18 protein-coding genes are annotated in these 23,864 nt (G+C 33.3%); 15 read left to right on the top strand and 3 right to left on the bottom strand.

The window, feature by feature from the left end; genetic code table 11:
* Positions 1-119 precede the first annotated feature (119 nt).
* Both ligA and OH814_RS19275 read left to right on the top strand, forming a co-directional pair.
* Entirely contained in the window at positions 120-2,126 is a 2,007-nt protein-coding gene (gene ligA / locus OH814_RS19280) for an NAD-dependent DNA ligase LigA (RefSeq protein ID WP_308829284.1), read from the top strand.
* Positions 2,127-2,216: 90 nt separating this feature from the next.
* Positions 2,217-4,499, top strand: a complete 2,283-nt coding sequence (locus tag OH814_RS19275) for a T9SS type A sorting domain-containing protein (RefSeq protein ID WP_308829283.1) — start codon at positions 2,217-2,219, stop codon at positions 4,497-4,499.
* Between the two features lie 57 nt (positions 4,500-4,556).
* Here the strand turns inward: OH814_RS19275 and OH814_RS19270 are convergent, their stop codons facing one another.
* On the bottom strand, positions 4,557-5,207 hold the full coding sequence (locus OH814_RS19270) for a DUF1349 domain-containing protein (protein WP_201134991.1): 651 nt from the start codon (positions 5,205-5,207) through the stop codon (positions 4,557-4,559).
* 158 nt (positions 5,208-5,365) lie between these two features.
* Between OH814_RS19270 and OH814_RS19265 the strand changes: the two genes are divergently transcribed.
* The 4 genes from OH814_RS19265 to OH814_RS19250 all read left to right on the top strand — a co-directional run bounded on the left by OH814_RS19265 (position 5,366) and on the right by OH814_RS19250 (position 9,967).
* Positions 5,366-6,127 (top strand): LuxR C-terminal-related transcriptional regulator, encoded by a 762-nt coding sequence (locus tag OH814_RS19265; protein WP_308829282.1) that lies wholly within the window; start codon positions 5,366-5,368, stop codon positions 6,125-6,127.
* A gap of 44 nt (positions 6,128-6,171) precedes the next feature.
* Positions 6,172-6,816, top strand: coding sequence for an MgtC/SapB family protein (locus OH814_RS19260; protein WP_308829281.1), 645 nt, complete (start codon positions 6,172-6,174; stop codon positions 6,814-6,816).
* 166 nt (positions 6,817-6,982) lie between these two features.
* Complete coding sequence (locus OH814_RS19255) at positions 6,983-7,564, top strand: Crp/Fnr family transcriptional regulator (protein ID WP_308829280.1); 582 nt, start codon at positions 6,983-6,985, stop codon at positions 7,562-7,564.
* Between the two features lie 261 nt (positions 7,565-7,825).
* Positions 7,826-9,967, top strand: coding sequence for a S46 family peptidase (locus tag OH814_RS19250; protein ID WP_308829279.1), 2,142 nt, complete (start codon positions 7,826-7,828; stop codon positions 9,965-9,967).
* Between the two features lie 52 nt (positions 9,968-10,019).
* Here OH814_RS19250 and OH814_RS19245 read toward each other — a convergent pair whose 3' ends face one another.
* A complete protein-coding gene (locus OH814_RS19245) occupies positions 10,020-12,887 on the bottom strand; it encodes an insulinase family protein (protein WP_308829278.1) in 2,868 nt (955 codons plus the stop codon).
* A 711-nt stretch (positions 12,888-13,598) separates the two neighbouring features.
* Between OH814_RS19245 and OH814_RS19240 the strand changes: the two genes are divergently transcribed.
* From OH814_RS19240 to OH814_RS19220, 5 genes are all read left to right on the top strand, one after another.
* Entirely contained in the window at positions 13,599-14,156 is a 558-nt protein-coding gene (locus OH814_RS19240) for a YdeI/OmpD-associated family protein (protein ID WP_308829277.1), read from the top strand.
* 236 nt (positions 14,157-14,392) lie between these two features.
* Positions 14,393-15,100, top strand: coding sequence for a hypothetical protein (locus tag OH814_RS19235; RefSeq protein ID WP_308829276.1), 708 nt, complete (start codon positions 14,393-14,395; stop codon positions 15,098-15,100).
* 26 nt (positions 15,101-15,126) lie between these two features.
* Positions 15,127-15,690 (top strand): DUF4256 domain-containing protein, encoded by a 564-nt coding sequence (locus OH814_RS19230; protein WP_308829275.1) that lies wholly within the window; start codon positions 15,127-15,129, stop codon positions 15,688-15,690.
* Between the two features lie 184 nt (positions 15,691-15,874).
* Positions 15,875-16,261, top strand: a complete 387-nt coding sequence (locus tag OH814_RS19225; RefSeq protein ID WP_308829274.1) for an immunity 22 family protein — start codon at positions 15,875-15,877, stop codon at positions 16,259-16,261.
* A gap of 39 nt (positions 16,262-16,300) precedes the next feature.
* A complete protein-coding gene (locus tag OH814_RS19220; protein ID WP_308829273.1) occupies positions 16,301-17,254 on the top strand; it encodes a Fic family protein in 954 nt (317 codons plus the stop codon).
* Between the two features lie 40 nt (positions 17,255-17,294).
* Here the strand turns inward: OH814_RS19220 and polA are convergent, their stop codons facing one another.
* Positions 17,295-20,162, bottom strand: a complete 2,868-nt coding sequence (polA, locus tag OH814_RS19215; RefSeq protein WP_201135003.1) for a DNA polymerase I — start codon at positions 20,160-20,162, stop codon at positions 17,295-17,297.
* A gap of 473 nt (positions 20,163-20,635) precedes the next feature.
* On the opposite strand from polA, the gene OH814_RS19210 reads away from it, so the two are divergent.
* The 4 genes from OH814_RS19210 to OH814_RS19195 all read left to right on the top strand — a co-directional run bounded on the left by OH814_RS19210 (position 20,636) and on the right by OH814_RS19195 (position 23,854).
* On the top strand, positions 20,636-21,481 hold the full coding sequence (locus tag OH814_RS19210; RefSeq protein WP_308829272.1) for a prephenate dehydrogenase: 846 nt from the start codon (positions 20,636-20,638) through the stop codon (positions 21,479-21,481).
* Between the two features lie 132 nt (positions 21,482-21,613).
* Complete coding sequence (locus OH814_RS19205; protein ID WP_076562286.1) at positions 21,614-21,880, top strand: DUF2089 family protein; 267 nt, start codon at positions 21,614-21,616, stop codon at positions 21,878-21,880.
* Positions 21,881-21,885: 5 nt separating this feature from the next.
* Positions 21,886-22,455: a YIP1 family protein gene (locus OH814_RS19200; RefSeq protein WP_308829271.1), complete on the top strand. Its 570-nt coding sequence runs from the start codon at positions 21,886-21,888 to the stop codon at positions 22,453-22,455.
* A 10-nt stretch (positions 22,456-22,465) separates the two neighbouring features.
* Positions 22,466-23,854 (top strand): serine hydrolase domain-containing protein, encoded by a 1,389-nt coding sequence (locus OH814_RS19195; RefSeq protein ID WP_308829270.1) that lies wholly within the window; start codon positions 22,466-22,468, stop codon positions 23,852-23,854.
* Positions 23,855-23,864 lie beyond the last annotated feature (10 nt).

Raw genomic sequence — 23,864 nt, 5'->3', positions numbered from 1 at the left:
TTAGAAACACTATCAAATCGTTAGAATAGATTACAAAGTTTTAATTTTCCCAGAATAATTAATAGTGTTATTTTTTTAAATTATTATTTACATTATTTTTGTTGAAAAGATAGAAACCCATGTCCGAAAACATTCAGCATAAAATAGAGCAACTCCGAAAAGAACTTCATCAGCATAATGAAAACTATTATCTGATGGATGAGCCGAGTATTTCTGATCTTGAGTTTGATTTATTACTAAAAGAACTTCAGGATCTGGAGGCGCAGTATCCCGAATTCTATGATGATAATTCACCAACTATTCGTGTAGGAGGTGGCGTTACAAAAATTTTCCCGACCATTCAGCATCAATTCAGAATGTATTCTTTAGACAATTCTTACGATTTTGATGATTTGGCAGACTGGGAAAAGCGAATCATAAAAACCATCGACGAACCTGTAGAATTTGTTGCCGAGCTCAAATATGACGGTGCCTCAATTTCTATTCTTTATGAAAATGGAAAATTATCACAAGCTGTAACTCGTGGTGACGGTTTTCAGGGAGATGAAATCACGTCTAATGTGCGAACGATTTCAGATATTCCGTTGAAACTAAGTGGAGATTTTCCCGAGAGATTTTTTATGCGCGGCGAGATCTATTTAACAAGAAAAAATTTCGATAAAATCAATAAACTACGCGAGGAAGAAGGTCTAGATCCGTTTATGAATCCAAGAAATACAGCAAGTGGAAGCTTAAAAATGCAGGACAGCGGCGAAGTGAGAAAACGCAGACTGTCATCGGTACTTTATCAATTTGTTTCAGATGAAATTCCTGCTGAAACTCATTGGGAATTGCTTCATGAGGCAAAAAATTGGGGTTTTAAAATTTCAGACCAGGCAAAACTCTGCAAAAATTTAGAGGAGATTAAAGAATTTATTAATTTTTGGGACACCGAAAGGCACAATCTTCCATTTGAAATTGATGGAATTGTACTGAAAGTAAACTCAATAAAACAACAAAGACAGCTTGGCTACACCGCAAAATCGCCACGTTGGGCAATGGCCTATAAATTTAAAGCTGAAAAAGTGGAAACCGAATTGCAGAGTGTTTCTTATCAAGTGGGACGAACAGGAGCCATCACTCCAGTTGCCAATCTGAAACCTGTTTTATTAGCCGGAACAATTGTAAAAAGAGCTTCTCTGCATAATGAAGACATCATTAAAAAACTAGATTTGCATGAGCACGATTTTGTGTACGTGGAAAAAGGAGGCGAAATTATTCCTAAAATTGTCGGCGTTAACGCTGAAAAAAGAACATCTGAAAGCAAAGAAATTGAATATATCAAAAATTGCCCGGAATGTGGAACTGAGCTTGTAAAAATAGTGGATCAAGCAATTCATTTCTGTCCGAATGATTTACATTGTCCGCCGCAGGTTGTTGGAAGAATGATTCATTACGTTTCAAGAAAAGCCTTGAATATTGATAATCTGGGAAGTGAAACAATTGAGCAGCTTTATAAAGAAAAACTGGTTGAAAATCCTGCCGATTTTTATACTTTAACAAAAGAACAGCTTCTTCCTTTGGAAAGAATGGCTGAAAAATCAGCTCAAAATATTATTACCGGAATTGAAAAATCGAAAGAAATCGCTTTTGAAAAGGTTTTATACGGAATCGGAATTAAACACGTCGGTGAAACCGTTGCTAAGAAATTGGTGAAAAACTTCAACACGATTGAAGATTTAAAAAATGCAACCGCCGAAGAACTGTGTCAGGTAGAAGATATCGGAATGAAAATCGCAATAAGCATCGTTGATTTCTTTAATAATTCTGAAAACATTCTGATGCTTGAAAGATTAAAATCTTACGGCGTTCAGCTTGAAAAGGGAGCAAATACAAATGAAGTTTTATCAAATGTTTTGGAAGGAAAAACCTTCTTATTCACCGGAAAACTCTCTCTTTTTACCAGAGAATCTGCAGAAGGGATGGTAGAAAAGCACAACGGAAAAAACATCTCCGCAGTGTCCAAAAACCTAAATTATCTTGTTGTTGGAGAAAAGGCGGGAAGTAAATTAAAGAAAGCCCAGGATATTGGAACGATTACAATTCTTGATGAGCAGCAGTTTTTGGATCTGATTGAGAAACATTAGAATTCAAAAATAATATTTAACATTGTAAGCCATTGGAATTTATTTTCAATGGCTTACTTTTACCATTGACAAAAAAGCAACTAATAATTTATGAAAAAAATCTACCTAATCATCTTTTTGGTTATGTTCACTGTGTGTAATGCACAAATTGTGAATATTCCTGATGCAAATTTTAAAGCTAAACTTTTATCTGCAAACACTACTAATGGGATTGCATCCAATGGTGCCAACCAAAATATTGTAATTGATACAAATGGAGATAACGAAATTCAGATTTCAGAAGCATTGAATGTATCAAAACTATTTATTCCTGGTCAAGCTGGTAATATGATTGCTGATCTTACAGGTATTAATCAGTTTACTAATCTTACGTCTTTATCTGCTTTTAATAATGCTTTGACTAATCTCCAAATATCCGGATTATCTAATCTTCAAGTTATACATGTAGCCAATAATAATCTTACAGCTCTTTCTGTTAACAATTTAAACAGTCTACAGAATTTAACCGTCACTAATAATCAACTTACTAATTTCTCAGTTACCAATACCCCAAATCTGCAAACTCTCTCTTGTAGTGGAAATCAATTAACATTAGTTGATATTTCTAATTTTCCAAATCTGATAACCCTAGAATGTAATAATAATTTAATTACAACATTAGCTTTAAATAACAATAATAATTTGGGAAATATTTCTGCTTCAAATAATCAGCTTACAACAATTCCTTTTGGGGAGGCTCCTAATTTGAGTAATCTATATATTAATAACAATCTCTTCACTACAATTGATGTTGGTCAACTCACGCAGCTTGGAAATTTTAATTTTTCTAATAATCCTAATCTAATAAGCTTTAATATTAAGAATGGCAAACATAATTACACTCAAAATGCAATACCTATTTTTTCAAATACACCAAATTTAAAATACATCTGTGTTGATGATTTTGAGCTTGGAATAATATATTCACTTGTAAATTATTATAATCAATCTAATGTAGTATTAAACTCATACTGTTCTTTCACTCCCGGAGGAAACTTTCACACAATACAAGGAACTACAAAATATGATACAAGTAACAATGGTTGTGACATCAATGATCCTGCAAAAGCTTTTCAAAAATTCTCAATAACAAATAGCCTTAATTCCGGAAATATGATAGCAAGCGCTTCAGGAAGTTATTCAATTCCGGTAAATACGGGTTCCCATACAATCACTCCTATTCTGGAAAATCCTTCTTACTTTAATATTTCTCCAACGAGCTTTGTCGCAAATTTCCCAGCACAAACAAGCCCTTTAACCCAAAATTTCTGCTTAACAGCAAACGGAAATCACAATGATCTTGAAGTTGTAATCCTGCCAATAACAGTAGCTTCACCAGGTTTTGATGCAAAGTACAAAATTGTCTATAAAAATAAAGGAACAACAACGCAATCTGGAACTTTAGTATTTAACTATAATGATAATCTGATGAATTTCCTGAACGCTACACTTGTTCCAAATTCACAGACTGCTGGAGTTATAAACTGGAATTTCACCAATCTTCTTCCATTTGAAACTAAAGAAATAATATTAACATTTAATTTAAATACTCCTACGCAAATTCCTGCTCTAAACGGAGGGGATGTTCTTCATTATACAGCACAAATCAACGGAACGACTGATGAAACTCCTGCGGATAATATATTTACATTAAATCAAACCATTGTAAACTCTTTTGATCCGAATGACAAAACCTGTTTACAGGGTGCAACAATCGAATCGGCACATGTTGGAGATTATGTACATTATTTAATTCGTTTTGAAAATACAGGAACAGCAAATGCTCAAAACATTGTTGTAAAAGATGAAATTGATATTTCGAAATATGATTTATCAAGTTTAATTGCACTTAATGCAAGTCACAATTTTGTAACAAGAATTACAGGAAATGTTGTAGAATTTATTTTTGAAAACATTCAACTCCCTTTTGATAATGCTACAAATGATGGATATGTTTCATTTAAGATCAAAACAAAAGCCGATTTAACAGTAGGCGACAGTTTCAGCAATCTGGCAAAAATTTATTTTGATTACAATCATCCGATTGTTACAAATACTTACACAACTACAGTTCAGAACGTTTTAGGTACTTCAGAAATCAGCAATGATAAAGCTGAACTTACTATTTATCCGAATCCGGTAAAAGAAGTTTTAAATATTCAATCGAAAAACCAAATTGTAAAAGCCGAAATTTATGATACAAATGGAAGGATCTTGATTTCTGCTTCCTTAAAAGGTAATTCTATAAATGTTTCCGAACTTTCGAAAGGTAATTATATTATTAAATTATCCTCAAAAGATAAAACGTCAGTACATAAATTTATTAAGAATTAACTGTAATTTCTTTTTCAATAAAAACTCCAAAAGCTTTGCCTTTGGAGTTTTTACTTTTTACTGATTATTCTTCAGCCATTCTAAACGTCGTTGATCCGGTAGGTGTTTCACAGAAAAATTCTCGAAAGTAGCTTTAAAGCCGTTTCCATCCGGACTTGCCGCCATAAAACCGACTTTTACAGGCGTATTATCTTGCAAATAAGCATTTCGCATCATCACATATTCTTTATCATCAAACGAATAAAAAATCTCAACGGCATCCAATCTTCTCACTGCTTTTATCCAGACAAAAGGTGGCGTTTTTTCTAGAACAATAACGCTCCAATCGCTTGTTTTATGAGTAACAACCGTGCTTAAATTAAATTTTCCATCAACAAATTCTACTCCCGCTTTAATATAATTCTGCTCATCGATTCTTAACATTAAACCCATCTGATCAAAACGTGTTTTATAATTTCCGGTAATTTTCACTTTCGTCTCAAATTCACCACCGTATGTTGAATAATAAAACGGTGCATCATCTACCGTAAAACCGTAATGTGAAATCCTCCAGTAATCACTTTGGGGCGTAACATTCATTGTCAGTTTTTTATCTTTGATTTCCCATTCCTGCGGCTCATTAAACCAAGTCATTTTTTCAAGAGATTGAGCTTTTAAACCTTGAAAAAAAGCAAAAAGCAAACTTAAACGTATTAAAATCTTCTTCATATGTACTCTTTTTTTTATTTAAATTAATAATCTGCATCCATACAATTCATTTTCTGATGGTTAATTTTCCCAATAATTCATTGTATTTTTACACTAAATAATAGAGCAAAATTAAAATCTCAGAATTTTAATATCAATACTGATTAATAACCATTTTGATGAAGAATATTCAATCTGACTTAAACGATCAACTTCTCCGCCAGAACTTCACGTCTTCTAAAGAAAAAGAAAAACGACAATTGGAAGACTGTCAGGAAAAAGCGAAAAATTTTGTCGAACTAGAAAATGGAATTGCCGTTTTAAGTGACTTAAGAAACGACAAAAGTTATATTTATGCCGGAAAATTCGCTGATGAGCTCAATATTTTTAAAGATAAAAATATCCAGGAAATCGAAAGTATCTGGGAAAAAGAACTTTTTGATCAGCTAAATGCTGAAGATGTTTTGCAAAAGCATGTTTTAGAGCTCCAATTTTTTCAGTTTATCAAAACCATTCCTTTTGAGCAACGCAAAGATTATTGTGTAATCAGCAGGTTAAGAATTTCTGAAAAGCAAAATCAGAAATCATTAATTCATAAAATGTTTTATTTTTCTAATTCTGATAATTGCAATACGGAACTCTCACTTTGCCTTTATAATTTCGACTTCTTTCAATCGGATTCATATACAGGAATGATTATCAATACAGCAAACGGAGCAATAATATATCAAGCTGAAGTTGAAAATCCTGCATTTCTTTCTGTACGTGAAAAGGAAATTTTAAAAATGACTCAGCAAGGCAAAAAAAGTAAAGAAATTGCAGAAGTTTTGTTCATAAGTATTAATACGGTAAATCGTCATCGCCAAAATATTATTGAAAAAATGCGAGTTTCAAATACCACAGAAGCCTGTACAATGGCATCACGATTAAAATGGATCTAAAATATATATATTTTATTGTAACTTTATTTCACTAAAATTATACAATGGATTTTCTAAGAGACCACTCCATTCAAAACGAATTGCTTTTGATTTTTATTTCCGTATTCCTCGGTCTTTGCATAGGCGCTGAGCGAGAATACAGAAATAAATCTGCAGGATTGAGAACTTTTATATTGGTTTGTTTCGGATCTTGTCTTTTCACAATTCTTTCCGTTAAAATCGGAATTAAAGATCCTGATCGTTTGGCCGCAAACATTATTACCGGGATTGGGTTTTTAGGCGCAGGAGTTATTTTTAAAGGAGACAATAAAATCGACGGCATCACCACTGCCACGACGATTTGGGCGACTGCATCCATCGGTATGGCTGTCGGTTCAGGATACGTTTATTTATCATTGTTGGGCACTTTACTGGTTTTGCTAATTTTAAGTTCACTCACCTATTTTCAAAACTATATTGATCATAATCATAAGATCCGGGAATATAAAATTGTAGTCGCCAACAAGGAAAATCTTGATTATTGCCGGGAATTATTTACAATTCACAATTTAAAATTCATTGTAGTCAAACAGCAGTTTTCAAAAGAATCATCCAGCACAACCTGGCTTCTTACCGGGAAAAACAGCCGTCATGAAGATCTTATACAGCAGATGATGCATGATTCTAAGATTGATTCTTTTCAATTTTAAAATTGGCTTTTCACTAAAATTCAAATTTTTCAGATCACCTTCGATTTCAAATCTATTTTAACTTTTTTTATTATTTAACAGTAAATAATTTAACTTCATTAAGGATTAGGTTTAAGAAATTAAACAGTATTTTTACATTACAAAACCTAATATCCATAAGGATTTCATGGAAAAACTGCTGAACATTTACACGAGTATAAAAGGTCTATCTGAGGAAGAAGCTTTGTATCACGTCAACAAATTTGAGAAGATCGTTTTTGCAAAAAAAACAATGATTTTGAAAGAAGGAACGGTAGAAGATTATCTGTATTTTATCGACAAAGGAATTATTCGCTTTTTTGTGAATAAGGTGCATCCAACCGAGCCGTCAAAAGAAGTTACATTTTCTTTTATTGCAGAAAATATGTTCTGCAGCGCTTATGATTCATTTATTACCAGAAATCCTTGTGCCTATAATGTGGAAACAGTACAGGAAACAGTTGTATACAGAATTCACTTTGATGATATTCAGAAGCTTTATGAAAGAAGTAAAGTCGGAAATTATTTAGGGAGAATCTCTGCCGAGAGTCTGTATGTGCGAAAAACTCAGCGCGAAATATCACTACTAACACACAGCGCAGAAGAACGTTACAAGAATTTGGCGAAGGCATATCCGCATTTTATCAGGGAAATTCCTTTGAAGCATATTGCATCTTACATAGGGATCACTCCACAAGCATTAAGCCGTATCAGAAAACAGAATTTATGAACATAGGTTCATTTTTTTACTCAAAAATAATCAGTTATTTTGCAGCTAGCAAGAAAACACAAGTGATGAAATTTTCTTTCTCAGAAACAATACAATAAAAAGTATATCACAGTGTAAAAAAATCTTTTGAAATTTATTTCATAGAGTTCATCAGCTGAAAAAAAATATATCCCGAAAACCCTTCCTAAATTTTAATTTTAGGAAGGGTTTTTCTTTTCTTAAAAAAATTAAAATGTGTATTTTAGACAAAATTTTTAAATAATGATAAAACGTAATATTCTTATTGCTTCTGCTTTCTTCAGTTTCTCTTGGGGAATCGCTCAGCAATACGGCGGAATGTGGATTCCTACGGAGCTCAATGAAAAGGAAATGAAAGATCTTGGGATGAAAATTTCTGCTAAAGATATTTTTAATACACAGAAACCAAGTATCAAAGATGCTGTGGTACAGTTCAACGGTGGCTGTACAGCCGAAATCATCTCACCAAAAGGATTATTACTTACCAATCATCACTGTGGTTACGGACAGATTCAGGCACATTCTACAGTGCAGAATGATCTTCTTTCAAACGGATTCTGGGCAAAAAATATGTCTACAGAACTTCCAAATCCGGGAGTAACCGTTGATTTTATTGTTGATATTAAAGATGTTTCTGCTCAGATTTTAGAAGATACCGAGAATCTTCAGGAGCCGGAACTGGCAAAACAAATCGCCAAAAATATTGAGATTTATAAAAATTCTCAGAAAATAGAGAATTATCAGTCGATTTCTGTAAAACCAATGTATTACGGAAATAAGTTTTATGCTTATGTAATCGAAACGTATAAAGACGTACGTTTGGTGGGTGCACCGCCTCAGAGCATCGGAAAATTCGGAAGTGATACAGATAACTGGGTTTGGCCGAGACATACAGGAGACTTCTCAATGTTCAGAATCTATGCTGATAAAAACAACAAGCCTGCAGAATATTCTAAAGACAACATTCCTTATGTTCCGAAACATTACCTTCCTGTTTCAATCAAAGATAAGACAGAGAATGACTTCACGTTTGTATTCGGATTTCCGGGAAGAACGACAGAATATCTTCCGGCAATTGCAGTAGAAAAAATCATGAAGGAGATTGATCCTGCAAGAATTGCCGTACGAGACGTTGCATTGAAAACATTAGACGAAAAAATGCGTGCTGATGACGCCACAAGAATTAAATATGCTTCTAAATTCGCATCTGTAGCCAACTATTGGAAAAAATGGATCGGTGAAGTAGAAGGTTTGAAAAAATCTAATGCCGTACAGAAAAAAGTAATGTATGAAGGTTCTTTAGTTGCTAAAAATCATGAAGTAAAAGCAACTTTAGACCAACTGAATAAACTGTATAACGACCAGGCGCCTTATGCCTTAAACAATGCGTATTACAGCGAAGTTGTAAGAAATGCAGAAACGTTTGCATTAGCAAATATGTATTCAAATTATATTACTTCTGTAGAAGCCGGAAGAATGGATGAAAAAGGAATTACTGCTTTTAAGAACAAACTGACATCATTCTATAAAGATTACAGCGCTGAACTGGATGCTAAAGTTACCGCTAAACTTTTGGCATTATATGCTAATAAAACGGATGCACAGTTTTTGCCAACCGGTTTTGATAAATATAAAAATGAAGCTCAGAATATTGCAAATTTTGAAGAATTATCAAAAAATTCTGTTATCACAGGAAGAAGCCAGGTGAATGGTGCTGCTCTTAACGGAGATATCGAAAAAGCTTTTTCAAATCAGGATAAACTGATTAAAACTATTAAAAAAGATCCGGTTTATCAGTTATTTATGAACATTAAAGATAGTTATATGAAAACTGCCGATCCGCAATTTACCAGTTTACAGACTAAGATCGATGCTTTACAAAAGACTTATATGGCGCAGCAAATGGCTACTGATAAAGACAGAAAATTTTTCCCGGATGCCAATTCTACGCTTCGTGTAACGTACGGAAAAGTAAAAGGATCTACTCCAAAAGATGCGGTAACTTATGATTACCAAACGCATTTAGCCGGAGTTATGGAGAAATATGTTCCCGGAGATTATGAATTTGATGTTCCGCAAAAGCTGATCGATCTTTACAACAAAAAAGATTACGGAAATTACAAAGATAAAAGTGGAGATGTTCCTGTAGGATTTACAGCAACCAACCACACAACTGGCGGAAATTCCGGAAGCCCTGCTTTGGATGCACACGGAAATCTTGTTGGTTTGAATTTTGACAGACAGTGGGAAGGAACGATGAGTGACATCAATTACGATCCTCGTTTCAGCAGAAACATTATGGTAGATACCAAATACATTCTTTTCATCATTGATAAATTTGCCGATTCGAAATGGCTAATTGATGAGATGAAAATTGTAAAATAATGTAAAGTAAAAAAGTAAGCGGCGAAATCTTTGATTTCGCCGCTTACTTTTTTTAATATCCGAAAATATCTTCCCGGCTTACTTCTTCGAAACTTCCCATTTCGTTCACCGCATCCATATTCAGATTTTCTTTTTTTCCAATGATGGCTGTGTTAAATTGTATTGGTTTTATTTCGGTCTGATAAAATTCTCTAAGATCACTAAATTTCAGATTTTCAATTTGATGATAAATATCTTTTCTGAAATCATAATTAATTCCCAGTTTCTTCAATCTTAAAGTATTAAAGAAAATATTGGTTCTGGTAATTCTGGCAGAAGCGATCTGTTTTAATGCAGAATTTTTTGCATTTTCAAACTGAACCGGAACTTCAGGTAGTTTATTCATCAAATCGCTCATTGTATCCACCGCAATCTGTAATTTGTCTGGTTGAGTTCCGATGTATGTTGTGATATAATCCGGATGATTCAGTTGTGAATTTGGCGAATAGGAAACATACGCCGAATAGGCCAAACTCTTACTTTCACGAATTTCCTGGAAGACAATTGATGATAATCCGCGACCAAAATATTCATTAAAAACATTTATTTTCCCAAAGTTTTCAGGATTTACATTCTGGCTTCTTCCAATCTTACTCATTTCCATCTGCACCATATCATAATCGGTGAAATATACTCTTCCTGTTGTTTCCTGTTCGGGATATTTTTTAGGTTCAGGAATCGTAAAGACTTCATTCACCATATAATTTGGAATATAATTCTTAAAGCTTTCAAAATCTTTTCCATAGAAGAAAATCTGGTAAGGAAAACCAAACAGCTTTTTCATTCGATCTGTAAATTCTTCCACTTTTGCCTGCTCAAGTTCTTCTTTCGAAATTATATCCAAAAATCTTGAATTTTTCCCAAGCTTCGTATAATTCGTTAAAGCCGTCATGATACGGTTTTTGTCTTTTTTCAACGCTTCACGGTTTTCCAGAATGGTTTCTACAAACTGATTATAAATTTCCTGGTCTGGCTTTACATCATGCATCCAATGCTGCAATAACGAAATACCTTCTTCAAGATTAGATTCCAATCCGCTTAAAGAAATCGTAAGCTGATCTGCACTGGTTTTAAAATCATTACCAACCCCGATTTTAAAGAATTCTTTCTTTAAATCTTCAGACGAAAATCTTTCTGTTCCCAAGTACTGCAAAATCTGTGTAGAAATCCCCAGATCTCTATCGTGGTCGCTACCAAAAGGAAAGATAAAATATATCTGAGCAATTTCGTTATATTTATTTTCAACGAAACTTACTTTTTTATTTTGAATGGTTTCAGTTTTAATTTCTTTTTGATAATCAATAAATTCAGGCTTTACATCTTCTGTTTGATCAGCCAAAATTTCCTGTAAAAATTCTGATTTTGCTTCGCGATTGATTTTAATCGGTGTAATTCCCGGATTATCAACTCTTAAAAGCTGATCATTAACTCCTTTTTCTTTATTGATAACCACATAATTATCTTTAAAAAACGTGTTCGCAAAATCAATAATATCTTGTTTGGTAAAAGAAGCGTATTCATCCATTTCGCCAAGCTCTTCCTGCCAGGTTTTGCCTTTAATGTACGTATCGTAGAGATTTGTGGCAAGACCATCTGCGGTCTCAAGACCTTTTAATCTTTGCAGTTTAAAATCATTGATGATTGCAGGAAGCATCCAATCTGGGAAATCTCCTTTTTTCAGTAACTCAATTTGTTCCAGCATCATTTCTTTTGCTTCAGATAAAGTCTGATTTTCTTTTGGAACAGCGACTATTGAAAAATAACCATAATGTTTTAGGCCTAAAGAATAAGCTTGGGCAAACAGCATTTTTTGGGTCTGATTGATATTTAGATCCAATATTCCCGCTTCTCCCCTGTTACTCATAATATTAGCAGTAATATCAGCAAGCATCGCTTCTCTGCTTCCGTAGCTGTCGGTTCTCCAGGCTATCTGAAGTCTTGGTGTTGTCGGGCTTTTTACAGTTCTTTCAACAATCCCTGTAAGTGGTTTTTCTATGATTAAATCTTTCTTCGGTAATTCTCTGTATGGGATTTTACCAAAATATTCATCAACCAGCATAATTGTTTCTTCAAAATCTAAATCACCAACTAAAACGATTGCATAATTATTGGGAACATAATATTCATCAAAATACTTATGTATAGCCTTCATGGAAGGGTTTTTCAAATGTTCAGGATCTCCTAAAGTCGTTTGCTGACCATTGGGATGCGTAGGAAAAAGAGCATCCATCAATTCATAATTTACCAAACGAGAATCATTATCCTGTGCACGGTTGAATTCTTCATAGACAGACTCCAGCTCGGTATGGAAAAGACGCAAAACGATTTCCGAAAAACGTTCTTTCTCTACTTTCAGCCATTTTTTGAGCTCGTTGCTGGGGATATTATTTTTGTAAACGGTCTCGTCAAACCAGGTATGTGCATTGGTTCCGGTAGCGCCTAAAGAAGAAATCGCCTTGTCATATTCATTGGCAATAGCGTATTGGCTTGCTTCCTGAGAAATCTCGTCAATTTTCTGATAAATTTCTTTTTTCCGTTCAGGATTTTGTTCAGTTTTATGCTCTTCGTATAAGTCTGATATTTTTTCTATTAAAACTTTTTCTTTTTCCCAGTTGTGGGTTCCTATTCTTGATGTACCTTTAAACATCATGTGTTCTAAATAATGCGCTAAACCGGTATTATCGGAAGGGTCGTTGTTGCTCCCCGTTCTTACCGGAATATAAGTCTGAATTCTTGGAGCATCGAAATTCTGGGCAAGAAAAACCTTTAAACCATTTTTCAGGGTATAAATTCTTACTTTGTTTTCGTCGTTGGTAATGGTAATATAATCGTAGTTGTTTTTATCGGTATAATGTGTTTCTCTATACGTTTTGTCTATCATATTCTCTTTTTACGGTTCTAAAATTTTAGAACATCATACAAATTTACGGATTCAAAAAATAAGACCTGCTACTATTATTTTATATTAAATCTATTGCAACGATTTATTTTTAATTTCATTAAATGGAAATAGTAAAAAGGTTTATGTATTTTAATTTAATTCTTTATATTTAGTCGTAATTAAACCTGAAAAATATTCTTAAATCATGAAAAATGTTTGACTCTATTTTATACTATTTTTTTCCAGCAATCATCTTATCATTGATTATTTCTGTCATTTATTTCTTTTTTGAAAAGAGAAAAATTATTAAAAATTATTCCGTATCAAACTCAAAATACTTAAAAAAGATCCGCGGACTTATTATTTCAGATGGCGGATATTTGAAAAAAAAGATTCAACTCTGTAGTTTCGATTTACTAATCAATGACAATACAATTTTTATTTTTCCTAAAAGCTTTTATGTTATTCCGATGCGAAAAATAAATTTATTTTTTTCAAATTCTGATAAAAAACTTACCCTATCTACAATATTACTGAGAGAAATGAAGATAGGTAATCAAAGTGTCGACTTAACATCTTATCCCAACTACTTACAATCAAAAGGACGTATCATTCGTTTACAAAATCTGACAACTGAGCAGATTTCAATTTTTGAGGAAATCAAAAAAAATAAAAATTATTAGATTTACATAAAACTAATTGCAAATAAATATGTCTGCAACCTTCTTTACAACACCGCAAGATTTCAGAAACTGGCTCAAGAAAAACCATAAAACCGAACAAGAATTATTGGTAGGTTTCTATAAAGTTGGCACTAAAAAACCATCAATAACATGGTCTGAATCTGTAGATCAGGCTTTATGTTTTGGCTGGATTGACGGCGTGAGAAAATCGATTGATGAAGAAAGTTACAGCATCCGTTTTACGCCAAGAAAGCCGACAAGTATTTGGAGCGTTGTGAATATTAAAAAAATCGAAGAGCTTACCAAAGCAGGATTGATGAAGGAAGCAGGTTTAGAAGCGTTCAAACTTAGGAAGGAAGAAAAATCCGGTATTTATTCTCACGAAAAAGAGCCTGCAAAACTTACATCAGATTACGAAAAACAGTTTAAAGCAAATAAAGAAGCCTGGGAATTTTTTGAAAAACAAGCTCCATCTTATAAAAAGGTGATGATCAATTGGATTATGAGTGCAAAACAAGAGAAAACACAGATTTCACGATTAGAAAAAACAATTTCAGAAAGTGAAAATGGAAAAAGAATTTCTTAAAATCTTCAGTTCAAGATAAAAAGATAATGTTTGAATTTTACCGCAAAAGCAACAAAAGAAATCATTAAAAAAAGAAGTTTCAAAAGGACGTAAAAGGTAATAATCTTTTTTCATTATTATTTTTGCTTGCTTTTTGAATAGCTTATACCTACTGAAATCTTTTGTAACTTTTGCGGTTTAAAAATTATCACACAATAAACAAATTTTAATATTTTTGAAATCCAAGTCAAAATAATATGAAGAAAATTGTTGCATTTTCAATCTTAATCTATTGTATTTCCTGCAGTCCAGGTCCGGAAAAGAATAAAGATAAAAAAGCTGAAAGAAGAAAAGAGATCCAGCGAATTGCCGTAAAAAAAGATTCTTTACAACGGGACACCATCGAATTTGTTTCCTATAATGACGATTTTGATTATTCACAACTCAACGGTAAAAAAGGAAAAGAAGAAATCAGCTATGTAAATGACCAAAATAACGACCGCAGTTTTCTGAGAGGTGATCTGATCGCCATTGAATATAAAAATGATTCGATCTACATTGCAGGAGATGGAGAAACGCCTCAAAATGCAGAATGGGTTGTTTCTGTGAAAAAAATTAAAGACGGAAAAGTTTCAAAATTCAGAAAAGAATATAATATGCCAATTAAGCATTACTCAAAAGAAAATGAACTTTCCAGCAGTTATTTACATCATTTATACAAGCTTGCAGAATATTATATCGCAAATTCAAAGAAAGATTTGATAAAAATTTCTCTCAAAAATAAAGAGCAGCTCGGATATTCTGTCGAAAAGCAAAAGAAGAATGAGAAAGATTATTATGTTTTGGGAATTTATACAGAATTTGAGCATCGAGTAAGTCCTTTTCAATGGCTATATATCGATCCTGAAACCGATATAATCTACGAATACGATTTGCCAAACGATAAACTGATTGAGTTTCCTTAGTTTTACATCTAAAAAATCTGAAGAAAATGCCACAAAAAAAACAATTATCCGAAAAAGAAACCATAGAACTTCTTGATATTCTGCAACAGCGTTTTGAGAAAAATAAAAGCCGTCATGAAAATCTGGGCTGGTCAAAAATTGAAGAGAAACTAAATTTAAATCCATCAAAATTATGGTCACTGCACCAAATGGAAATTTCTGGCGGAGAACCCGACATTGTCGATTATGATGAAAAAACGGATGAATATATTTTCTTCGATTGTTCTTCAGAAAGTCCAAAAGGAAGAAGAAGTTTTTGCTACGACCGCGAAGCTTTAGATTCCAGAAAAGAACATAAGCCACAAAATGACGTAATAACGGCTGCCAAAGAAATGGGCGTAGAAATTCTTTCCGAAGAACAATATCGTTATTTACAAAGTGTAGGAAAATTTGACCAGAAAACTTCAAGCTGGATTAAAACTCCGAAAGAAATCAGAGAATTGGGTGGCGCTTTATTCTGTGACCGCCGCTACAATACCGTTTTTGTGTATCACAACGGAGCCGATTCTTATTATGCGGCAAGAGCTTTCAGAGGGGTTTTGAAGGTTTGATATTCTTACTAATATTCGTCAGTTTGAGTGAAATTCTGCAAGAATTTTGTATCGAGAACTAAATTGATAAATAACTTCTCGATACGCGGCGCTATTCGAAGTGACGGAAAAAACAATTACAAAACTTATCTAAATTTTTGAATCCAAAAACTATATTCTTACCTTTGAGCTTTGAATAAATACTATGGATAGACAGATTTTAGATTTTTGGGTAGGAAATTTCAGAACGGAAGAAGATTTTTTCCAGTTTGTAGAGGAAGATGAGAATTACTACATCGAAGAAGAATCTGACGACACTTATATTTCAAAATTTGCAGAGTCACAAGACACCCTTTGGTTTGATCAGGATTTGATGGAATATGGTTTCGAACAAAGCATTCAGCATTTTTCTGAATATTCTTTTGCCGAACAATGGCTTCCGGTTTTATACAACAGAATCAACGAAATGAATCTTAAGTTTGATATCAACTCTCTGGTTTTTGTAAGCCAAGGACAGGTTCCGCAACCAAAATCTGTGGAAAACGATGAGTTTTCTTTGGTTTATTTAGGTGGAATTGAGTTTGAGTATTAATTTCATTATCTTTGATAGTATCAAATGATACTATCACTTATGAAACCACCATATCAGATTACGTCTAAAATTTTACATTTAATTTCAAATATTTCTCAAAAAATAGGTGAAGTAAATGCTAATTATTTAATTAAAAACAATCCTCAGTTAAGAAAACAGAACCAAATTAAAACCATTCATTCCTCATTAAGTATTGAGGGAAATACTCTTTCAGAAGATCAAATCACAGCAATTTTAGAAAACAAAAGAGTTTTAGGACCTGAAAAAGATATTAAAGAAGTTTTAAATGCTTTGAAAGTTTATCAGGAATTAGATAGATTAAAATTTAATATTGAAAAGGATTACTTAAAAGCTCATAAAACTTTAATGAATGGTCTCGTTGAAAATCCAGGAAAATACAGAACAAAAGGAGTTGGAATTTTAAAAGGTTCGAAAGTAGAACATATCGCTCCACCATCAGAAAATATACCATATTTGATGAAGGAACTTTTTTCTTATTTAAAAGATAATTCAGAATTAAGTCTGATAAAAAGTTGTGTGTTTCATTATGAAATGGAATTTATTCATCCCTTTATGGATGGAAATGGCAGAATGGGTAGACTTTGGCAAACGTTAATTTTGATGAATGAATTTCCTGTATTTGAATTCTTGCCTTTTGAAACATTGATTTCTAAAAATCAGCCTCAATATTATCATGCACTTTCTCAGTCTGATAAAGAAGGACACTCCACAAAATTCATAGAATATATGTTAGAAATCATTGATAAATCACTATCAGAACTTCTAACCAATACCATTCGAAAACTTACCCAAAATGATCGGATTTCTATTTTCTTAGAAAGTATAGAAAAAGAGTTTTCTAGAAAAGATTACATGAAAAAGTTTTCAGAAATCTCTTCTGCTACTGCAAGTCGTGACTTGAAAACAGCATTGGAAAAAGGATATATTGAAAAATTTGGTGATAAAAATGTAAGCATTTATAGAAAATTGTAAAAAAACTTCTGCCTTTCGACAGAAGTTTTTTAGTTATTTCTTAATGCGCTTCCAGCCAGTTCTTCCCTACTCCAACCTCAACTAACAAAGGAACCTGCGTTTCTATAGCATTTTCCATTTCTGTTTTAATGATATTTGTAGCCACTTCTACCTCATCGATAGGAGATTCGAAAACCAATTCGTCATGTACCTGAAGAAGCATTTTTGTGTGTAGTTTCTCCTTTTCTAATTCTTTTTGAATTTTAATCATTGCCACTTTCACAACATCAGCCGCACTTCCCTGAATAGGAGCATTAACGGCATTTCTTTCGGCATGAGCCCGCACCACAAAATTTCCCGAATTGATGTCTTTCAAGTGACGTTTTCTTCCTAAAATGGTTTCTACATAGCCGATATCACGGGCTCTTTTCACTTGCTCCGCCATATATTCTTTCAATTTTGGGTAGGTTTCGTAATACGCCTCTATCATTTGCTTAGCTTCCGATCTTGATAATCCTGTTTGTTCTGCTAACGCAAAAGCTCCCTGACCGTATAAAATTCCAAAGTTGACCGTTTTTGCCTGTCCTCGCTGGGTTTTTGAGACTTCTTCCAAAGGAATATTAAATAATTTTGCTGCAGTAGATGCGTGAATATCTTCACCATCCTGAAACGCTTTAATCATATTGTCTTCACCGGAAATTTCGGCAATCAGACGCAATTCTATTTGCGAATAATCGGCAGAAATAATCTTTTTACCTTCTCCTGAAACAAACGCTCCCCGGATTTGCTGACCTCTCAACGTACGAATCGGAATATTCTGCAAATTAGGATTTACACTTGCCAAACGACCTGTCGCAGCCGTAGTTTGTGAGAAATTGGTATGCACACGATTATCGTCTTTATCAATCTGCGATGGCAATGCATCCACATAAGTCGATTTCAGTTTCTGATACGTTCTGTATTCTAAAATATGCTGAATAATCTCGTGTTTCGAAGATAATTTCTGTAAAACATCTTCCGAAGTTGCGTATTGTCCGGTTTTTGTTTTTTTTGCTTTTGGGTCGAGCTGCATTTTTTCAAATAAAACTTCTCCCAATTGCTTCGGTGAATTCATATTAAATTCTTCACCAGAAATTTCAAATATTTTAGATTCTAACTGTCTTAAATCATTCTCAAGATCAATACTTTCCTGAGCCAGCCATTTTTCATCTAAAGAGATTCCGGCCAATTCCATTTTTGCCAAAACTTCCATCAAAGGCATTTCGATATTAAAAAAGAGATCTTCTAAATTTTCTTTCTTTAATTGTGGTGCAAATAATTCGTACAACTGGAAAGTAATATCAGCATCTTCTGCTGCATAATCGGTCTGCGTTCTTAAATCTGCATCTCTGAAATTGCCCTGATTTTTTCCTTTTTTACCGATGATCGTTTCTATGGAAACTGGTTTATAATTTAAATAAACTTCTGAAAGATAATCCATCCCATGTCTTCCGTCAGGATTTAAAAGGTAATGCGCAATCATGGTATCAAACATTGCTCCTTTTACCGTCATATTATATTGTTGCAAGACCTTATAATCAAATTTTAGATTATGGGCGATCTTTACTATATCCTCCTTTTCAAAGAAAGGTCTGAAAATTTCTAACGTCTGCAACACCTCACCCTGATCTTCAGAAAGCGGAATATAATACGCTAAACCTTTCTTGTAAGAAAAGCTCATTCCTACCAATTCGGCTTCCAGTTCATTTAACGAAGTGGTTTCTGTATCGAAACAAACGGCTTTCTGCTGCAACAGATTTTGAACTAATATTTTCTGCGCTTTCGGATTATCGACAAATTGATATAAATGATCGTTTTCTGTAATCGTAGATTTTGTAGAAGTTGCCTGATCGAGCTCTTCATAAGTTGCGAAAAGATCGAGCTGGCCAACATTTTTAGCCACTTTTTGCTGTGGAGTTTCTGTAACCTGCGTTTCAACTTCTGTCACCGTTATACCATCCTGAGAAATAACGGTAGTTTTTACCGTAACCGTTTCTGTAGGCGCAAAAGCACGATACAGATTTTCGTATAATCTTCTGAATTCTATCTCGTCAAAAACTTCTTTTACCTTTTCAAAATCGGGAGTTTCAAGGTCATACTGTTCCTGATGAAATTCTACAGGAGCATCACAAATAATGGTTGCTAATTTTTTAGATAAAATTCCACGTTCGGCAGAAGCTTCCACTTTTTCTTTCAGCTTACCTTTCAGCTTATCGGTATTGGCTAAGAGATTTTCTATGCTTCCGAATTCTTTCAGGAATTTCATCGCTGTTTTTTCGCCAACGCCATCCAATCCAGGAATATTGTCTACTGCATCGCCCATCATTGCCAGGTAATCGATCACCTGTTTTGGGTCTTCAATTTCATATTTAGCTTTAACTTCCTCCACTCCCAAAATCTCAATATCACCACCTTTCAGACCTGGTTTATATATTTTAATTTTATCGGTCACCAACTGTGCAAAATCTTTGTCGGGAGTCACCATAAAAGTAGTGTACCCTTCTTTTTCAGCCTTGCAAGCAATGGTTCCTATAATATCATCGGCTTCATAACCTTCTACTCCCAAATGCGGAATATGCATTGCATTTAAAATCCTGTGAAGATATGGAATCGCAATTTTTATAGCTTCGGGAGTTTCGCTTCGGTTGGCTTTATATTCGGTATAATCAACCGTTCTTATACTTGCCTGACCGACGTCAAAAACAACAGCCAAATGGGTAGGTCTTTCCCTTCTGATCAGTTCAATCAAAGAATTGGTAAACCCAAAAATTGCAGATGTGTCAATTCCTGTACTGGTAATTCTCGGACTTCTGATCAATGCATAATATCCTCTGAAAATCATCGCATAAGCATCGATGAGAAATAGCCTTTTATCTTGTGTTGCCTCCATATTTTGAATAATGAACAAATATATGAAATCGGGATGAGTGGTCAAAGATAAAGACCAATGAAGAAAAATGAAGTTTACTTTTAGTTTTTCAATAAAGTACTTATACCTTAAGGTAAAAGTACCAAAAGGTCAAGACTGGAATCTTCCGCTAAAAATAAAATTTGTTCCTAAAATCCTCAGAACTCGTACGAATTCAAGATTATTATTCGCCTCAATATTGTGTCGCACTCAAACAGTGGAAATTTTTAACGGAATAGATTTTATTTTTCTTAACGCTACAGCTTTCTAAGTCAAAACAAAAATGACTATAAAAACAACAATATTTTCAAAAAAATTCTTAAATTCGCCCTGTGATTACAAACAAGACATATTATTACGGAATTTTTAACTCAGATCTGGGATAAGGATTTCTTGTATATATAACTAAAACCTCGTCCTTTGGCGAGGTTTTTTTATTTTTAAAATTTAAACAAATGAAAATAAGTATCATTGGTGTAGGATTAATCGGTGGATCAATCGCATTGAAATTAAAACAGAAAAAAACTGCAGATTTCATTTATGGAATCGACAACAATACTGAAAATCTTGATGAAGCTTTAGCCTTAAATATCATTAATGAAAAAGCAGACTTAAGAACTGGAATTCAAAACTCAGATTTGGTTATCATTGCCATTCCTGTAGATTCGGCGAGAAAAATTCTTCCTGAAGTTTTAGATTTAATTTCTAATCAGCAAACTGTGATGGATGTTGGCTCTACAAAATCAGGAATTGTAAATTCAGTAAAAAACCATCCGAAAAGATCACGGTTTGTCGCTTTTCACCCAATGTGGGGAACCGAAAACCACGGTCCGAAATCTGCAGTTGCCGAAAGTTTTTCAGGAAAAGCCGGAGTGATATGCAACCGTGAAGAATCTGCAGAAGACGCTTTGGCAATCGTAGAAAATGTCGTACAGAGTCTTGATATGCATTTAATTTACATGAATGCCGATGATCACGACATTCACACCGCATATATTTCGCATATTTCACACATTACTTCTTACGCTTTAGCCAACACCGTTTTAGAGAAAGAAAAAGAAGAAGACACTATATTTCAATTGGCGAGTTCAGGTTTTTCGAGCACGGTGCGTTTGGCAAAATCGCATCCTGAAATGTGGGTTCCTATTTTTAAACAAAACAAAGAAAATGTGCTTGATGTTTTAAACGAACATATTTCCCAACTCAGAAAATTCAAATCTGCTTTAGAAAAAGATAATTTTGAATATCTGGAAGAATTAATTACGAATGCCAATAAAATCCGGGGAATACTCGATAAATAGATACTTTATTCAAATTAAACTTCCTGATCAGGGAAGTTTTTTTTAGTTTTAAATCAAAACGAATATTTAACTTTATTCAAAATAATTTTAACTTTATTCAAAATAATATTACATTTGTAAAAACAAAAGTTAATGAAACTTCCTATAATTTGTCCGAGTTGCGATCATACGCTCAATGTAAGCCAGATGAAATGTCCCGATTGTGGAACCAATGTAAATGGTGATTATGAACTTCCGGTTTTTTTAAAACTCAACAGAGATGAGCAGGATTTTATCTTAAACTTTTTTCTCTCCAGTGGAAGCATCAAGGAAATGGCCAAACAGGCAGAACTTTCTTACCCTACGATGAGAAATAAAATGGATGATCTTATCAAAAAAATTGATCAACTAAAAAAATAATATCTATGAACTGGAAAACTATTTTTAATCCTTTTTTGAAGTTTGATGAAAAAACTTTACTTATTGCAGGGTTGGTATCAATTACCGCAGTATTTTCATTCGGTTATTCTGTTGGTCTTCAGACAGACAGTTTGTTTCATTTCAGGTCGATAGACTCCGAAGATTCATTATTAAAAATTATATTATCAACATTAGTTGTTTATGCGATAAGTATTGTTATTTTCTTTGTTTATGGAAAAATAATTAATAAAAGAACGCGCTTTATTGATGTCGTAAATCCTATTTTCATTTCCCAATTTATCGTAATTTTATTATTACTCATATCAGAAATACCTTTGATTAAAAATGCGCAGAAACAAATTTTGGCTTCTGTGGAAAATCAATCCTACGAAATCGATACGATTTCTGTTGTAATCATTACCATCTATTCTTTCGTATCACTTGCAATCACAGCTTATGGAATAGCGATTCTCTTCAATGGTTTTAGAACTGCTACCAATATGAAAGACTGGCGTCACATCGTAATTTTTGCAGTATTACTATTAACAACCATGCTTACAATGCAACTTTTATAAATTAAAAAATATGAAAAATAAATTTTTACTTTTCTTCTGCTTCTTGATTTTTAATTCGGTTTTTGCTCAACAAATTGTAGGCTCATGGATGGGCGAACTTGAAATTCAAGGCAATAAACTTCCTCTGATCATCAATATCCAAAAAGAAAAAGATGGATATAAATCTACTCTCGATAGCCCTTTGCAAGGTGCGGAAGGAATTCCTATCGATAAAACATCTTTTGTTAATAATGAATTGAGTTTTGAACATACCGCAATGAATGCAAAATTCAAAGGAACAATGAAAAGCTCTGAAATCACCGGAACTTTTACACAAAACGGAATGGTTTTACCGTTAACACTAAAACCTTTCGATAAAACAAAAAATAAAGACAAAACTCTTGAGGTCATTAAACTTTCTAATATCGCTGAAAGCTTAAAAAAAATTGACGATTTTGTTTCTTATTTAGAGAAAAATAATGCCTTAGCAGGAGAAATTTCCATATTTAAAGATGGAAAAGAAATTTATGCAAAGAATTTTGGAGAGAAAAATCTTCCGGATTTTAAAAGCACGAATAAACTATTTCAGATTGGATCTATTTCTAAGACCATGACTGCAATTATGATTTTTAAACTTATCGAAAAAAAACAATTAAACCTTACGGATAAACTTTCACTATTTTTTCCTCAGATTCCAAGTTCAGATAAGATTACAATTTCCCAGTTACTTAATCACAGCGCCGGTCTTGGAGATTATGTGCAAGGCAAGAACGATGCGAGATGGCTTACAAAAGAAGCAACAGAACAACAGATTATCGAAAGAATAATTGAGCAGGGATTGTTATTTGATCCAGGTTCTAATCAGCAATATTCAAATTCCGGATATTATTTATTATCGAAAATTCTTGAGAAAATTTCAAAGAAATCTTACGCAGAAAATTTGAACGAATCTATTATTAAGCCTTTACAATTAAAACAATTTTACACTGCTGGTCAAAAACCCGCAAATGTTTACAAACCTTATTCTTATGATACAAAATGGAATTTAATAAACGATTTCGATTTCAATAACGTTGTTGGTGTAGGTGACATTGCGACAACTCCGAATAATTTAAATATCATCATCAATTCTATTTTCGACCGTAAATTGGTTTCGGAAGAATCATTAAAAACGATGATTCCTGACGAAAACAGATTTGGGAGAGGATTGGCAATTGTACCCTTCCACAGTAAAATATTTGTAGGTCACAGCGGCGGAACTTATGGAACAAACTCTTTGATGATTTATAATGGCGAAGATAATCTCTCTATTTCTTATTCTCTAAATGCTGATCGTCTCGGCATCGCAGGTAATGAGTTTGCTGTTGCTATATTAAGCTTCTTATATGGGGTTGATTATGAATATCCAAAAATTAAGTAAAAGCATACAT

Origin of the sequence: Chryseobacterium sp. CFS15 (genome assembly GCF_031118795.1) — a bacterium.
Classification (GTDB): domain Bacteria; phylum Bacteroidota; class Bacteroidia; order Flavobacteriales; family Weeksellaceae; genus Chryseobacterium; species Chryseobacterium indoltheticum.
The sequence above is the reverse complement of the archived record's forward strand: the minus strand, read 5'-3'. Positions and strand labels throughout refer to the sequence as shown.